The 14,810-nt window shown below is 68.6% G+C and carries 14 protein-coding genes; 9 read left to right on the top strand and 5 right to left on the bottom strand.

Features of this window, described 5'->3' with window-relative positions:
• Positions 1-115 precede the first annotated feature (115 nt).
• Positions 116-991 (top strand): PhzF family phenazine biosynthesis protein, encoded by an 876-nt coding sequence (locus tag MQC88_RS07830; protein WP_243320798.1) that lies wholly within the window; start codon positions 116-118, stop codon positions 989-991.
• 653 nt (positions 992-1,644) lie between these two features.
• Here the strand turns inward: MQC88_RS07830 and MQC88_RS07825 are convergent.
• Both MQC88_RS07825 and MQC88_RS07820 read right to left on the bottom strand, forming a co-directional pair.
• Entirely contained in the window at positions 1,645-2,367 is a 723-nt protein-coding gene (locus tag MQC88_RS07825) for a glycine zipper 2TM domain-containing protein (RefSeq protein WP_243320796.1), read from the bottom strand.
• A 123-nt stretch (positions 2,368-2,490) separates the two neighbouring features.
• Positions 2,491-2,922, bottom strand: coding sequence for an OsmC family protein (locus MQC88_RS07820; protein WP_243320795.1), 432 nt, complete (start codon positions 2,920-2,922; stop codon positions 2,491-2,493).
• A 279-nt stretch (positions 2,923-3,201) separates the two neighbouring features.
• Between MQC88_RS07820 and fusA the strand changes: the two genes are divergently transcribed.
• The 5 genes from fusA to MQC88_RS07795 all read left to right on the top strand — a co-directional run bounded on the left by fusA (position 3,202) and on the right by MQC88_RS07795 (position 8,005).
• On the top strand, positions 3,202-5,265 hold the full coding sequence (gene fusA, locus MQC88_RS07815; protein ID WP_243320792.1) for an elongation factor G: 2,064 nt from the start codon (positions 3,202-3,204) through the stop codon (positions 5,263-5,265).
• Between the two features lie 193 nt (positions 5,266-5,458).
• Positions 5,459-5,839: an HU family DNA-binding protein gene (locus tag MQC88_RS07810; protein WP_243320790.1), complete on the top strand. Its 381-nt coding sequence runs from the start codon at positions 5,459-5,461 to the stop codon at positions 5,837-5,839.
• A 276-nt stretch (positions 5,840-6,115) separates the two neighbouring features.
• Positions 6,116-6,538 (top strand): hypothetical protein, encoded by a 423-nt coding sequence (locus MQC88_RS07805; protein WP_243320788.1) that lies wholly within the window; start codon positions 6,116-6,118, stop codon positions 6,536-6,538.
• A gap of 104 nt (positions 6,539-6,642) precedes the next feature.
• Positions 6,643-7,206: a DUF1439 domain-containing protein gene (locus tag MQC88_RS07800; RefSeq protein ID WP_243320787.1), complete on the top strand. Its 564-nt coding sequence runs from the start codon at positions 6,643-6,645 to the stop codon at positions 7,204-7,206.
• Between the two features lie 37 nt (positions 7,207-7,243).
• Positions 7,244-8,005, top strand: coding sequence for a hypothetical protein (locus tag MQC88_RS07795; protein WP_243320785.1), 762 nt, complete (start codon positions 7,244-7,246; stop codon positions 8,003-8,005).
• A gap of 339 nt (positions 8,006-8,344) precedes the next feature.
• On the opposite strand, the gene MQC88_RS07790 is transcribed toward MQC88_RS07795, so the two are convergent.
• The 3 genes from MQC88_RS07790 to MQC88_RS07780 all read right to left on the bottom strand — a co-directional run bounded on the left by MQC88_RS07790 (position 8,345) and on the right by MQC88_RS07780 (position 12,074).
• On the bottom strand, positions 8,345-10,588 hold the full coding sequence (locus MQC88_RS07790; RefSeq protein ID WP_243320783.1) for a DUF5916 domain-containing protein: 2,244 nt from the start codon (positions 10,586-10,588) through the stop codon (positions 8,345-8,347).
• Positions 10,589-10,591: 3 nt separating this feature from the next.
• Entirely contained in the window at positions 10,592-11,488 is an 897-nt protein-coding gene (locus MQC88_RS07785) for an aspartyl protease family protein (RefSeq protein ID WP_243320782.1), read from the bottom strand.
• 121 nt (positions 11,489-11,609) lie between these two features.
• Positions 11,610-12,074 (bottom strand): SET domain-containing protein, encoded by a 465-nt coding sequence (locus tag MQC88_RS07780; protein ID WP_243320780.1) that lies wholly within the window; start codon positions 12,072-12,074, stop codon positions 11,610-11,612.
• 120 nt (positions 12,075-12,194) lie between these two features.
• Between MQC88_RS07780 and MQC88_RS07775 the strand changes: the two genes are divergently transcribed.
• From MQC88_RS07775 to sufB, 3 genes are all read left to right on the top strand, one after another.
• Complete coding sequence (locus tag MQC88_RS07775) at positions 12,195-12,755, top strand: cytochrome C (protein WP_243320778.1); 561 nt, start codon at positions 12,195-12,197, stop codon at positions 12,753-12,755.
• 73 nt (positions 12,756-12,828) lie between these two features.
• A complete protein-coding gene (locus tag MQC88_RS07770) occupies positions 12,829-13,278 on the top strand; it encodes an SUF system Fe-S cluster assembly regulator (protein WP_243320776.1) in 450 nt (149 codons plus the stop codon).
• 7 nt (positions 13,279-13,285) lie between these two features.
• Positions 13,286-14,773 (top strand): Fe-S cluster assembly protein SufB, encoded by a 1,488-nt coding sequence (gene sufB, locus MQC88_RS07765; RefSeq protein WP_243320774.1) that lies wholly within the window; start codon positions 13,286-13,288, stop codon positions 14,771-14,773.
• The last annotated feature ends 37 nt before the right edge of the window (positions 14,774-14,810 follow it).

Here is a 14,810-nt window from a genome sequence, read left to right as displayed (position 1 = left end):
CGCGGGAAACCCGTAGAATCCTGCGCCTGCCCGCGACCGCGGGCACGAATCCGCAATTCTAGTCCAAGCCCCGCGCCGGCGATCCCGGCCCCCTCCCCGCCCGATGCCGATCACGATGAGCGCACGCCGCTACCTGCAACTCGATGTCTTTGCCGACCGCCCCGGTGCCGGCAATCCGCTGGCGGTGGTGCTGGATGCCGAAGGCCTGGACGACGACGGGATGCAGGCGATCGCGCGCTGGACGCGGTTGCCGGAGACGACCTTCGTGTTCCCGCCGACGGCGCCCGGCGCCAGCTATCGGCTGCGGATCTTCAGCCCGCGCCGCGAGGTGCCGTTCGCCGGCCACCCGAGCGTGGGCACCGCGCATGCGGTGCTGGAGGCTGGCCTGGCGAAGCCGCGCGACGGCCTGCTGCTGCAGGAAGGCATCGCCGGGCTGCTGCCGCTGCGGGTAGGGGGAGACGGCATCGCCCGCACCATCGCGGTGCGTACGCCGCGCTCGCGCGTGCTGGAAGTCGCCGCCACCGACGACCCGCGACTGCGGGACGCCTTGCGCGGATTGCCGACAGGCGCACTGCCCCCGGCACTGGTCGATGGCGGGCGCCGCTGGTGGCTGGTGGAGGTGGCTGGCGAGGCGTCGCTGCGCGCGGCGGCCCCGGACTGGGACGCGATCGCGCGGTTGGCGAACGCCACCGGCAGCATGGGCGTGTGCGCGTTCGCGCGCAGCGACGATCCGGTCTATTACCTGGCCGTGCGCGCTTTCGTCGGTGCGCCGGCCCGATTCGAGGATGCGGCCTCGGGCGCGGCCAACGCCACCCTCGCTGCCTGGCTCGCAGAACGCGATGCACTGCCCGGCGACGGCGGCTTCTACCGGGTCAGCCAGGGCCGCGAGGTCGGCCACGACGCGATCATCGAGCTGACGGTGGACGCCGATGGCGAAGTCTGGTCGGGCGGCCGCTGCTGCACCGTCGTTTCCGGCCAGATCGATTGGTGACGATCGACTGATGAGGTCGGGACGGGCAATGCTTCAGCATTGCGGGACCCGAGCGTCGAATGGAGTCGCCGCCGGAGGGGCTGGGGCCACGACGTCACCTCCCCAAGCCAGGCATCGCTGAAATGCGGCCATCGCGGGTCATGGCCTCGGCCGGGAGCCTTCCGGCCCGGGTACTGCCACTGCTGGCGGCCTCTCCAGCCTTGATGCGGTCATGGTCATTCGCGGACGCGTGGCAAATAGCTTCGTGGGGAGTCGCCGCCCGGCGGGCTGGGGGTGCTGCGCCCTCCTGACGACATCCTGTCTTTAAGTCGGGTCGCAGGCCATCCATGGCCTGCTCTCCGCACCCCCAGCCCCCCGGACGGCGACAACGCAAGCTTGGAGTGGCGATGTCTTGGCCGCTTTTGCACTCCGAGCGCCGGACACATGTGCTGAAGCTGGTGGTCCGCTGTTCGCGGGACCTTCGGCGGCATGGATGCCGCCGAAGAGCCTACATGGATGTACTTGCGGCGTGTCCCGCGAACAGCGGGCCACCAGCTTCCTCCACGCGGGTGGCCGCAGCTGACTGTGCTCCGGTTGTTCGTCGGTGCGGACAAAAAGGACGAAGGGGCCGTCGCCGGCCCCTCCATTCCCCCCGTTCGCGTTGTCCGCCGGATTCACTCCGGGCGCACGTCCACGCGGACGCGGATGCGGCTGCCCGGGTTGTAGCTGGTGCGGGTGGTGTAGTTGCGGCCACCGTATTCATAGGTGACGTCGTAGGCGCTGACGCTGCCGGTGGCATTGCCGGTGCCGTAATAGCGGCCGTCCGCGGGCACCGGGTCGCAGACGGTGACGCTGGCGGTGCGCAGCGGCTGGCGTTGGCGCTGCGCGTTCTCGTACACCTGGCGCCCGGCCATGCCGCCCACCATGGAGCCGATCGCCGAGGTCGCATAACGCGCGGAGCCGCCGCCCACCTGGCTCCCGATCGCCGCGCCGAGCACGCCGCCGATGACGGTCGCCATGGTGCGGCCGGTGTTGCTGCCGTAACCGGACTGGTTGCCGTAGTAACCGTCGTTGCCGTAGCCGCTGCTGCTGTAGCCGTTGTTGCCGTAGTAACCATTGCCGTTGTCCGGGTAGTAACCGTCGTTGCCGGCATACCCGTCGTTGCGGGTGTAGCAGCGCTGCGAGCCCGACGCCGGGTAGCTGCCGTAGCCGGAGTTGATCACCGGATCGACCCGGAGCACGCGTGCGTAGTCGTAGTAGGCGCCGCCGTTCTGGCCGATGCCCGGGCTGCTGCGGTAGTCGGGTTGCCCATACGGCGTGCCGTACGTCTGCGCCGAAGCGGTACCGACCGCGGCAACGAGGCCCAGGGCAAGGAGTGTGGCGGTGAAACGCTTCATGTGGTGGCTCCGGCGCCGGGATGGCGTGGGGGCATCCTCGGATCGCGCCGGTTAAACGCGGCTGAACCCGGCGGCTTGCGGCCATCGCGTTCACCTGCGCGACAGCCGCACTGCCTGCACGCTTCAGGCGAGCGTTGCCTCCATCGTGATCGGCACCGCGCTGAGCGCGCGTGACACCGGACAGTTCTTCTCGGCGTCCTGGGCGATCGCACGGAACCGGGCCGGATCGATGCCGGGCACGTCGGCGGTCACCTTGAGCCGGATCGCCGACAGCGAGGGCCCGCCTTCCATCGACAGGTCGACCTCGGCGCGCGTGTCGAGCGACTTCGGCGGATGCCCGGCTTCGCCGAGCTTGGCCGACAGCGCCATGGTGAAGCAGCCGGCATGCGCCGCCGCGATCAACTCCTCCGGATTGGTGCCCTTCTTGTCGCCGAAACGGGTATTGAAGCCGTACGGCGTGTCGGCCATCAGGCCGCTGGCCGGGGTGCTGAGCTTGCCCTGCCCGGACTTGAAGTCGCCTTCCCAGTGCGCGGTGGCGAAGCGCGAGATGCCCATGTCGGATGCTCCTTTTGGCGGTAAACGAGCGGCCAGCCTACGCCGCCGCTTGTTAGCCCGGTATCGCGGCGCCGGCACCTGCTTGACCCCCGTCGCCGGCTGCGGGACTCTTGCGTACCGGCGCCCCGTGCGCCGGAAACCGCCATGACCGCCCGCCGAGCGCCCGCTCGGACGGCAGCGCTTCCGAAGCGGACAGCCATGACGACACCTGCGGATCGCTCCGCAGGAGCCCGGCCGCAAATGGTCGGACTTCCCCACCAAGGCAGGGAGGAATGGCTCATGTCGTATACGACGCAACAGATCCGAAACGTGGCCCTCGCGGGCCATCCCGGCGCCGGCAAAACCATCCTGTTCGAAGCCCTGCTGCAGGCCGGCGGCGCAATCCAGGCGGCAGGCACGATCGAACGCGGCAGCACCGTCTCCGACTTCGACCCGATCGAGAAGGACCGCGGCCACTCCATCGACGCCGCCATCGCCAGCATCGAGCATGCCGTGGCGGGCCAGGCGCCGGTGCACGTCAACCTGATCGACACGCCGGGCTATCCGGATTTCCGCGGACCCTCGCTGTCGGCGCTGGCCGCCGTGGAGACCGTTGCGATGGTCGTCGATGCCGACGCCGGCATCGGCTATGGCACGCGCCGGATGATGGACTACGCAAAGGCGCGCAACCTGTGCCGGGTGATCGTCGTCAACAAGATCGACCATCCCGGCGCGCGACTGGGCGCGCTGCTGGAGGACCTGCGCAACACCTTTGGGCCCGAACTTCTGCCGCTCAACCTCCCGGCCGAGGGCGGCAAGCGCGTGGCCGACTGCTTCTGGCAGACCAGCGGCAACAGCGACCTCGGCACGATCGCCGACTGGCACCAGAAGATCATCGACCAGGTGGTCGAGATCAACGAACAGGTGATGGACCACTACCTCGACCAGGGCGAAGCCAGCCTGCAGGGCCAGGAGCTGCACGACGCCTTCGAGCAGTGCCTGCGCGAAGGCCACCTGGTGCCGGTGTGCTTCGTCTCCGCGCGCAGCGGCGCCGGCGTGCGCGAACTGCTCGACATCGTCGCCAAGCTGCTGCCGCACCCGGGCGAAGGCAACCCGCCGCCGTTCGTCAAGGGCAGCGGCGACGACGCGCGGCCGATCGAAGCGAAACCGGACCCGGATGCGCACGTGATCGCCGACGTGTTCAAGGTCGTCAACGATCCGTTCGTCGGCAAGCTCGGCGTGTTCCGCGTCTACCAGGGCACGGTCAAGCGCGACACCCAGCTGTTCGTCGACGACGGCAAGAAGCCGTTCAAGGTCGCGCACCTGTTCAAGCTCAAGGGCCGCGAGCATGTCGAGGTCGATCGCGCGGTCCCGGGCGACATCGCCGCGGTCGCCAAGGTCGAGGACCTGCATTTCGATGCCGTGCTGCACGACAGCCACGACGAGGACCAGATCCACCTGGCGCCGATGGCCTTTCCCAAGCCGATGTTCGGGCTGGCGGTGGAGGCGGCCAGCAAGGGCCAGGAGCAGAAGCTGTCGACCGCGCTGCACAAGCTGGCGGAGGAGGATCCGGCATTCGCGGTCGAGCACAACGCCGAACTCAACGAGACGGTGCTGCGGGGACTGTCGGACCTGCACCTGCGGGTGATGCTGGACCGGCTCAAGGAAAAATACGGCGTGGAAGTGAAGACCCGGCCGCCGCGGATCGCCTATCGCGAAACCGTCAGCGGCAGGGCCGAAGGCCATTACCGGCACAAGAAGCAGACCGGCGGCGCGGGCCAGTTCGGCGAGGTGTTCCTGCGGATCGAGCCGCTCAGGCGCGGCGCCGGGTTCGAGTTCACCGACGAGGTCAAGGGCGGCACCATCCCCGGGCAGTTCATCCCGGCGGTCGAGAAGGGCGTGCGCCAGGTGCTGGCCAGCGGCGCGGTCGCCGGCTACCCGCTGCAGGACGTGCGCGTCACCGTGTACGACGGCAAGTACCACAGCGTCGACAGCAAGGAGGTCGCGTTCGTCGCGGCTGGCAAGAAGGCGTTCCTGGACGCGATCGCGAAGGCCAGCCCGCAGGTGCTCGAACCGATCGTCGACCTGGAGGTCAACGCGCCGGAACAGCACATGGGCGACATCAGCGGCGGACTGGCCGCCAAGCGCGCGCGCATCAACGGCACCGATTCGCTGCGCGGCGGCGAGATCGTGGTCAAGGCGCAGGTGCCGCTGTCCGAACTGGAAGGCTATGCCGCCGAGCTCAAGTCGGTCACCGCCGGGCGCGGGCGTTATTCGTTGGATTTCAGCCACTACGAACCGGTTCCTGCGCAGGTGCAGCAGAAGTTGGTGGAGGCCTACAAGCCCCGGCACGAGGAGGATTAGCGCCCAGCGCGCGGCGGCGGCGGCGGCTGGCACGAAAAAACCCGCAAAAAAGGCGCTTTCGGGGCTTGGCGGCGGCGCGGACTTGCCCTACATTCCGTGTGCCGGGGGGATTTCCAGGCAACCGATTCGAAACGCCGCGATTCCGGGCGGTACGATTACAACCCGATCATCCAACGAGCAACACAGGACACATATGGCGAAGAAGAAGGCGACAAAGAAGGCCGCTCCGAAAAAGGCCGCTGCCAAGCCGGCCGCACCGAAGCCGATCAAGGAAGCCCTGACCAAGTCCGGTCTGGTGGCGCACATCTCCGACGCGACCGGCGTCGCCTCGCGCGACGTGCGCGCGGTGCTGGCCTCGCTGGAAGGCGCGGTGCACGGTTCGATCAGCAAGAAGGGCGCGGGTTCGTTCACCCTGCCCGGCCTGCTGAAGATCACCGCCGTCAACGTGCCGGCCAAGCCCAAGCGCAAGGGCATCAACCCGTTCACCAAGGAAGAGCAGTGGTTCGCCGCCAAGCCGGCTTCGGTGAAGGTCAAGGTGCGTCCGCTGAAGAAGCTGAAGGACGCCGCGGCCTGAGTCGCTTTCATGCCGGGCGGCTGGCCGTCCCGGTCCAAAAGGCTGGAATCCCCCGGGATTCCGGCCTTTTTTTCGCCTGCGGCGTGCAGGGCGCCAGCGCCCTCGACAGGCTTGGGAAGCGAGTCCCTGCCTCCTCCGGGCCTCGCTGACGCAGACCCTTGGCCCTGGCGGAGGATCGTGCTGTCGATCGCCGCCCCATTCGCGCTAGCATCGCGACGTCGCCGCCCCCACCTGCGACTTCGTTCCCTCGGGCCTTCCCTCGACTCGGAGTCATCCATGGACAAGCGCTTCTGGATCTGCGGCTTGATCGTTTCCATCGCGGCACTGCTGCTCGACTGGCTCATCCACGGCGTCCTGCTGCTGGCCGACTACAACGCACTCCCACCCGGGGTCATGCGCACGCTCGAGGACCAGGCGCACTACATGCCGTACATGGTCGCGGCGCACCTGTTGATCGGTTTCGGCCTGACATGGCTGTACCGCAAGGGCGTGGAAAGCGGCAGGCCCGCGCTCGGCCAAGGCCTGCGTTTCGGCGCGGCGGTCGCGGTGATGGCCACCATTCCCGGGTATCTGATTTACTACGCGGTGCAACCGCTGCCGGCGTCGCTGGTGCACAAGCAGATGATCTTCAGCACCATCGCGATGCTGCTCCTCGGCTTGTTGTTGGCATGGCTGAACCCGGGTCGCAAGACGCTCTGACCCCGGTTGCTGGAGATCGCGCGCGCGCCACGCGGTGGAAGCGCTAACCCCGTGTTCACCGCGTCGGCGCCATCGTGCGCCACCGCCCCCGCAGGAGCCAGGCCATGCCCAGACTTCGCCCGTTGTTGTGGATGCTCGCGGTCGCGACCGTGCTCGCGGGCTGTTCGACGCTCGGTGCCGTCGCCGGCATGCTCGGCAACCAGGTCAGCTTCACCGCGCCGCAGTTGCAGGGTTACCTGGACCGGCGTTTCCCGCGCGATTACGACAAGCTCGGCGGGCTGGTCACGCTGAGCGTGCTCAATCCGCGCCTGAGCATCCCCCAGGGCAGCCATCGACTGCGGCTGGACTTCGATGTCGGCTTTGGCGCCCTGGGCCGCGACAGCCGCACCCCCGCCGGGCACCTGGCGCTTGCCAGCGGGTTGCGCTTCGATCCCGGCACCCGCGGACTGCACCTGGACAACCCGACGATCGAATCGCTGGACATGCCGCAACTCGGGGGCAGCATGAACGCCACCGGTCGCGACCTGGTCAACCGCTGGCTTGCCGGCTACGCCCGCGACGAACCGGTGTACCAGTTCGATTCCAGCCTGCTGCAGCGCCTGCAATCGCGCCGCATCGGCGCGACCACGATCGAGAATGGCCTCGTGGTCGTGCACCTGGACCAATAGACTGTCCGCTGAAGCCAGGCCCACCACCGAGATGCGCATGATCCGCACCCTGTTCCTGCCCTGCCTGTTGCTGGCGCTGGCGGCCTGTGGCGGCGACCGCAGCAGCGGCAACGACGCCGACGCGACCGCCGAGGCCAGCCTGCCGAAACCCGAAGCCGCTGCCGGTTCGGTGACCGGCATGCCCGACACCCCGGGACCGGGCCAGGTTGGCCCACCGCCCGCGAACGCGGCCATCGATGGCCTGCCACCGGATACGCCGGTCGGCAGCGACGGCAGCGTCGGCATTGCGCCCCCGGTCGACGGCAGCACCAGCGGCGCGGACGAACCAGGGTTTGCGGGCAACGGGGAAGCAGGAAATCCCGCGAGCGATATTGCTGGCGCCGCCGCCGATGCCGGGGGGGCGCCGGTGTCGCCGGCACTCCCCGCCGAACCGTCGTCGCTGGATGCGGTCGGTGTCGTCCGCGAGTACTACGCGGCGATCGCGGCGCGGCAATTCGCGCGCGCCTACGGGCTGTGGTCCGGCGGCGGCAGCGCCAGCGGGCAGACGCCGGCGCAGTTCGCCGGCGGTTTCGCCGACACCACGCAGGTCACGGTGGAAACGCAGGCACCGGGCCGGATCGATGCCGCCGCCGGTTCGCGCTACATCGAGGTGCCGGTGGCGGTGCGTGCCACCCACGCCGATGGCAGCGTGCACCGCTACGTCGGCGCTTACGTGCTGCGTCGCGCGGTGGTCGATGGCGCCAGCGCCGAACAGCGTGCCTGGCGGATCGCATCGGCGGACCTGCGTGAGGTGAAATGACCGCCCGGATCATGGCCGATGCCGTGGTCTTGCCGCTGGGACGCTTGCGGGAGAGCGATTCGCACACTCGGTAGGCGGGCCGGGCGATGCGGCCCAAGTCGCTCCTCGTTATTCGCCTGGTTGGGCCGCATCACCCCACCCGCTCCCGCCGTCACGGCAATCGTGCCGTCAGGGCTTTGGCTTCGAGCACCTTGACGGCTTGGAGCCGCGGGCGACATGGCCCGTCGACAGCGAATCACGTGGAGCGACTCGACGGGCGATGGCGTCCGCGGCGCGCGCAGCCGCATGAACCGGTCGCGCCAGAAACCTGCCTTGGCCGCTGCGAAGGCGGAACCGCCCCTACAGCTCGAAGCGATAGCTCAGCTTGACCAGCAGCTGCTCGCTGTCGCGCAGCGCGAACGCGTCGCGCAACTGCGAAGCCGGATCCTGCGCGAATTCCTCGAGCAGGTAGCCGCCGCGGCCGTAGACCACGTACAGGTCCGACAGCGGCGCCAGCTCGTAGCGGTAGCGCACCTGGAATCCGAGGTTGCGCAGGCTGAAGTCGTCGACGTGTTCGCTGGACGGCATCGGCGTGCCGTCGCCAGCGATGCGCCAGGCCTGGCGCAGCCTGGCGTCCAGGCCGATCGCCTGCAGCTTGATCCGCAGTTCCTGTTTGTCGCCGATGGTCCAGTTGACGCCGGCATCGATCTCCAGCGCATGCTCGCGGAAGGTCCCCAGCAGGTTGTCGTGCTGCCAGACCATCCACTGCGGGGTGTTCTCGACGTACAGCAGGCCGAAGACGTTGAAGGCGTCGCTGACGAAGTAGGTCGGCTTGAACTGGGCGTTGTAGCCGAGCTTGCGGCCGTTGCCCGGGCCATTGCCGCCGATGCCGCCGTTGTCGACGCCGATGTTGCCGTAGATCTCCCAGTTGCCCTTGCGCGGGCGCGAGCGCTCGTAGAACGCATTGAAGTTCGGCGGCAGGCGCAGGATGCCGTTGCCGCGCAGGATGCGGTCGTCGTAACCGGCGCTGTTGACGTTGACCTGCATGTACTCGTTACCGCCATCGCGCAGGTTGCTCTGCAGCATTGCGCGGAACTGCCGCTGCAGCGCCAGGCCATGGTCGTTGTCGGTGGCGCCGACCCGCAGGCGCCATTCGTGCGACGAATACGCCGAGGTTTCGGGCAGGTCGGTGTCGCGGCGCGAGACCTGCCAGTGCGCGTAGTTGAGGTTGGCGCGCGACAGGTAGCCGAAGTCGTTGAGCTGCAGGCTGTCGCCGAAATGCATCACGATCCACTGCGAGCGCCAACCGTTGCCGAAGTTGTAATCCGCCCACACCGTGCCGCCGCTGCCACGGACGGTGTCCCCGGCCTGGTCGACTTGGCTGCCGACCAGCCTGGTCTGGATGTTCCACTGCTCCGTCGGCCGCCAGTTGTGGTCGATGCCGAACACGGTCGCCTCGCGGTCCAGGTACGGATGGTCCACCTGGGTCAGCATCACGCCGACGTTCTGCTGGTCGTAGTCGCGCACCAGCCGCAGCGCGCGGAACGAGCGCCCGGCGTCGTCGGCTTCCTCGGCCGCGAACAGCCCGTACTTGTACGCACCCAGGCTGCCGTTGAGCTTGACCGCGGCGGTGATGTCGCCGGGGCCGCTGGCATCGTCCGCCGGCCCGCCAACGCGGCGGGTGTACAGCAGCTGGCTGTTGTCCGATGGCATGCCGAACTCGAAGATGCCCTGGTTCTCGGTGAAGAACGGGCGCTTGTCGCTGAAGAAGGTCTCGTTGGCGCCGAAGTTCACCACCAGGTCGTCGCTCTCGACCTGCCCGAAATCGGGATTGATGGCCGCGGTGAGCTGGGTCTGGCCGTTCGGCTTCCAGACGATGTCGGCGCCGGCGTCGAAGTGGTCGGTGCCGGCGATGTTGTCGTAGCCTCCGACCACAAAGGGGGTGATCGCAAGCAGCGACTGGCTGTACACCGGCACCGCCACCGGCGTGAAGTCGGACAGGAAGCGCGGCAGGGTGAAGCTGGCCGCCGGCCAAGCCAGGCGCTGGCCGGTGGACCCGATCACGCGGTCCAGGTAGATGCCCATCGTGCGCTTGCCGCCCACGCCCTTGCGCATCGGCGCGATGTACCACGGGATCAGCATTTCCACCGACCAGGTGTCGCCGTCCTCGCTGACCGCGTGTTGCCAGTTGCCGTCCCAGTCCTTGCTGAAGCGCGACTCGTTGGTGATGGTCGCGTCCTGGATGCCGTCGGTCAGGTTGACGGTGAAGTTGTAGCCGGTGCGCCCGTCGCCGTCGAAGTCGACCATCAGGTTGACGCGGTCGACCTGCGCGTCCTCGTCGCGCTGGGTACGGCGGTAGGTGCGCGGCACGCTCGCCGGCTGGGTGTTGCGGAAGCCGATCGCCAGGCCCTCTGGCGTCGCCAGCACCCAGGCTTCGGTGGGATAGGGCGACGACGCGCGGGTCAGCGGCTCGACCACCTTGAAGTCGGTGACATGTTCGGCGCCCTGCCATTCGGCGGGATCGATGCGGCCGTCGACGTCGATCGCCCAGGCCGGCACCGCGAGCACCGACAGGATGGCAAGGCAAAGCAGGCGGCTACGCACCGGTCAGGCCTTCGGCGGCGGCGGGACACCCATGCCGGGCGGTGCCGGAACCGGGTTGCGGCGCAGCCACATCCGGCCCTCCTTGAGGTCGAGCGTCACGATCCAGTCCTTCAGGAACGGCATCCCGAGGTTGCCGTCGATGTTCATTCCCGGCGTGAACGCGAGTGCGTGGACGACGATCCCGGGCGCCACCTCGATCGTGGCCTGCTGCGGTCCTTCGGCCTCGGGGTCCAGGCCGAACAGCCGCGCGTAGGGCTTGGACACCAGCACCGTGCCGCCATTGCCGCTGTCGAGCTCGAAGCGGGCGATACCCTGCGGGGTCGGGACTTCGACGTTGACCGCCAGCGCGACGCCCTGCACCTCGCGCGACAGCGAGATCGGCACTTCGCTTGCCCCGGCGATGCGCTGGGCGGCGCTGGCCGGGGTTTCGACGTAGAGCTTGCCGCCTGCGAAGTCGATGGTGATGGTCTGGCCGCCGAAAGCGTCCAGCGCCAGCAGGCCTTCGATCGGCGGCGCGTCCTTGGCAAACAGCTCTGCCACCTGCATCACCCCGGCGACCGGGGCGCGCAGGCGATGCCCGCCGACGGTGAACGCCAACCCGTCGCAACGCGGCATGCCAAGGTGCTTGCCGGTCATGGTGAAGCCGCCCAGTTCTCCCCACGGCTTGCATCCGGCGGCGGCCGCGAACTCGGGCGAGGCAATGGTATGGCCCGCGGCGGTATCCAGGGCAAACAGGCCCGGGGTGCCGTTGGCCATCACCCGCACCGCAACGGTGCGGCGGTATGGCTCCAGCTGCAACACCGCCGCCGGCGCGGCGGAAACCGGGGCCGGGGCTGGCGGGTCGATGGCGGCAGCACCGGCCAGGCCGGGCAACAGGACGAGCGACAACAGCAGGCGCATGCATGCATGTCCACGGTGGAATGGCGCGCAGCGTGGCGGCCCTCGCCAAGGCGTGCCACTGGCATTGGTCATTGCAACCATCGGCGAGCCGGCGGCAACCGGCTGCCGCCGACCCGCACCATCAGCGCTTGGGCTGCAGCATCGTCCCGGTGCACTTCCTCGAGCCACAGCGGCAGGCCCAGATCTTCTTCAGCCGCGCCGTATGCGGCTCCTCCAGGGTGATGCCGTAGTTGTAGGTGAGCTCCTCGCCCGGCTTGATCGCGCGGATCGACTCGATGAACACGCGCGATTTCTTCGGGTCGCGCTCGTTCTCTTCGATAACCGCCTCGCAATTGGGGCTGCAGCTGTGGTTGATCCAGCGCGCGCTGTTGCCTTCGAAATTGGCATCGATGACGTAGTCGTCGTTGAGCGTGAACAGGAAGGTGTGCCCGCTCTCGACGTCGCCGCTGACGTCGGCGTCGACCTCCTCGTGGGTGCGGCGGCGGCCCTTGTATTCGATGACGCGCTCGCCCTTGGCGATCGGGGCGATGGCGAACACGCCATTGCCGTGGATGTCGGACTTGCGGGCGGCGATCTTGCGGGGCATGGGCTATCCAGTGGGGCGAATGACGCCATTGTCGCCGCAAGCGGCGTGAAGCCGCCACGATCTTGGCCGGCCGCTGCACGGGCTTGCGTTCGCAGCACATTCCCCAATGGAGAACTGACGATGGCTTCCACGCGTCCCCTGCTGACCACACTTGCCCTGCTGGCGACCGCCGCCTGCGCCCGTGGCCCGCAGCCTGTCGATACCGCGTCGCTGGCGACCAACCTCGCCCCGGTGGCGGAGCTGGCCGCGGCCGACGCCCAGGGGCTGGCGCACGGCGAATACCTGGCCAGGATCTCCGGCTGCAACGACTGCCACACGCCCGGGTATGCCGAGACCGGCGGCGCGGTTCCCAAGGCGCAATGGCTGGTCGGATCGCCGTTGGGCTGGAACGGCCCGTGGGGCACGACCTACCCCGCCAACCTGCGGCTGAAAGTCCAGGAGATGGACGAGGCGGCCTGGCTGAAGTACAGCGCCGAGCTGCATACGCGGCCGCCGATGCCGGACTTCGCGGTGCGCGCGATGAGCGAGGCCGACCGCCTCGCGCTGTACCGGTTCATCCGTTCGCTGGGCCCGGCCGGGCAACCCGCCCCCGACTACCTGGCCCCCGGCCAGACGCCGCCGGTGCCCTACGTGCAATGGGTGCTGCCGCCTGCCCCGGCGCAGGCACACGCGGCCGGCTGAAGCCCACGCGACAACGGCTTGGCCCCGGGGCCCGGAAACCGTACAATTTCGGTACGTTATCCGGGCCCCGCCCATGCTGCGCGTCACCAAGCTCACCGATTACGCCACCGTCGTCCTGACCGTGCTCGCCGCGCGGCCCGGTGTCGTGCTCAGCGCGGCGGAACTGGCCGAACAGGCCGGGCTGGAAATGCCGACCGTGGCCAAGCTGCTCAAGCCGCTGGCCCAGGCCGGGCTGGTCGAAGGCTTCCGCGGCGCCAATGGCGGCTACCGCCTTGCCCGCGATGCGGCGGCGATCAGCCTGGTCGAGATCGTCGAGGCGATGGAAGGTCCGCTCGGGATGACCGAATGCAGCGTCCACGCCGGCGCCTGCGGCATCGAGCAATCCTGCGGCGTGCGCGCCAACTGGCGCCGGATCAACGACGTGGTCGCCGACGCGCTGCGCGGCGTCACCCTGGCGCAGATGCTGGCGCCGCCACCGCGCGCACCGCGCAAGGCCATCGCCGCCACCCTGGCGAGGGCATGAGGACCGCATGAACAACCGCACCGCCGCCATCGAACACGCGCCCGCCGACGCCACCGCGACCGGCAACGCGAAGATCATCGAGCAGCTCGGCCGCCGCTACGATGCGGGCTTCGTCACCGAGATCGAATCCGATTCCCTGCCGCCCGGCCTGGATGAAGACACCATCCGCGCGCTCTCCGCCAGGAAGGACGAGCCGGAGTGGATGACGCAGTGGCGCCTGGCCGCCTACCGCCACTGGCTGACGATGCCGGTACCGCATTGGGCCAAGCTCAGCATCGCGCCGATCGACTTCCAGGCGATCAGCTACTACTCGGCGCCCAAGGGCCCGAAGTACAAGTCCCTGGACGAGGTGCCGAAGGAACTGCTCGACACCTACGACAAGCTCGGCGTGCCGCTGCACGAGCGCAAGAAACTGGCCGGCGTCGCAGTGGACGCGGTGTTCGACTCGGTGTCCGTCGGCACCACCTTCCGCAAGGAACTTGCCGACAAGGGCATCGTCTTCTGTTCGATGTCCGAGGCGATCAAGGACCATCCGGAATTGGTGCAGCAGTACCTGGGCACGGTGGTGCCGACCGGCGACAACTACTTCGCCGCGCTCAACTCGGCGGTGTTCTCGGACGGCTCGTTCGTGTTCATCCCGGCCGGCGTGCGCTGCCCGATGGAGCTGTCCACCTACTTCCGCATCAACGCCGGCCACACCGGCCAGTTCGAGCGCACCCTGATCATCTGCGAGGACCGCGCCGAGGTCTCGTACCTGGAAGGCTGCACCGCGCCGATGCGCGACGAGAACCAGCTGCACGCGGCGGTGGTCGAGCTGGTCGCGCTGGAAGACGCGAAGATCAAGTACTCGACGGTCCAGAACTGGTACCCGGGCGACGAGAATGGCGTCGGCGGCATCTACAACTTCGTCACCAAGCGCGCGCAGTGCCGCGGCGCGCGCAGCAAGGTGGTCTGGACCCAGGTCGAGACCGGCTCGGCGATCACCTGGAAATACCCGTCCTGCGTGCTGCTGGGCGACGACTCGGTGGGCGAGTTCCATTCGGTGGCGCTCACCCACCACCGCCAGCAGGCCGACACCGGCACCAAGATGATCCACGTCGGCAAGCGCACCAAGTCGAAGATCGTCAGCAAGGGCATCAGCGCCGGCCGTGGCCAGAATTCCTACCGCGGCCTGGTCAAGGTGGAGCGCAGCGCGGAAGGCGCGCGCAACCACACCCAGTGCGACTCGCTGCTGATCGGCAAGCAGTGCGGCGCGCACACCTTTCCGTACATCGAGGTCAAGCACCCCTCGGCGACGGTGGAGCACGAGGCGACCACCTCGAAGATCAGCGACGACCAGATGTTCTACTGCCGTAGTCGCGGCATCGGCGAGGAGGACGCGGTGTCGATGATCGTCGACGGCTTCTGCAAGCAGGTGTTCCGCGAGTTGCCGATGGAGTTCGCGGTGGAAGCCAAGAAGTTGCTGGAAGTGTCGCTGGAAGGCGCGGTCGGCTGAAGCCCATTCCTGGAGGGCGGCGAGGATGCTTCCCCGC

The organism is Cognatiluteimonas sedimenti, from assembly GCF_022808325.1.
Lineage (GTDB): Bacteria > Pseudomonadota > Gammaproteobacteria > Xanthomonadales > Xanthomonadaceae > Cognatiluteimonas > Cognatiluteimonas sedimenti.
The sequence above is the reverse complement of the archived record's forward strand: the minus strand, read 5'-3'. Positions and strand labels throughout refer to the sequence as shown.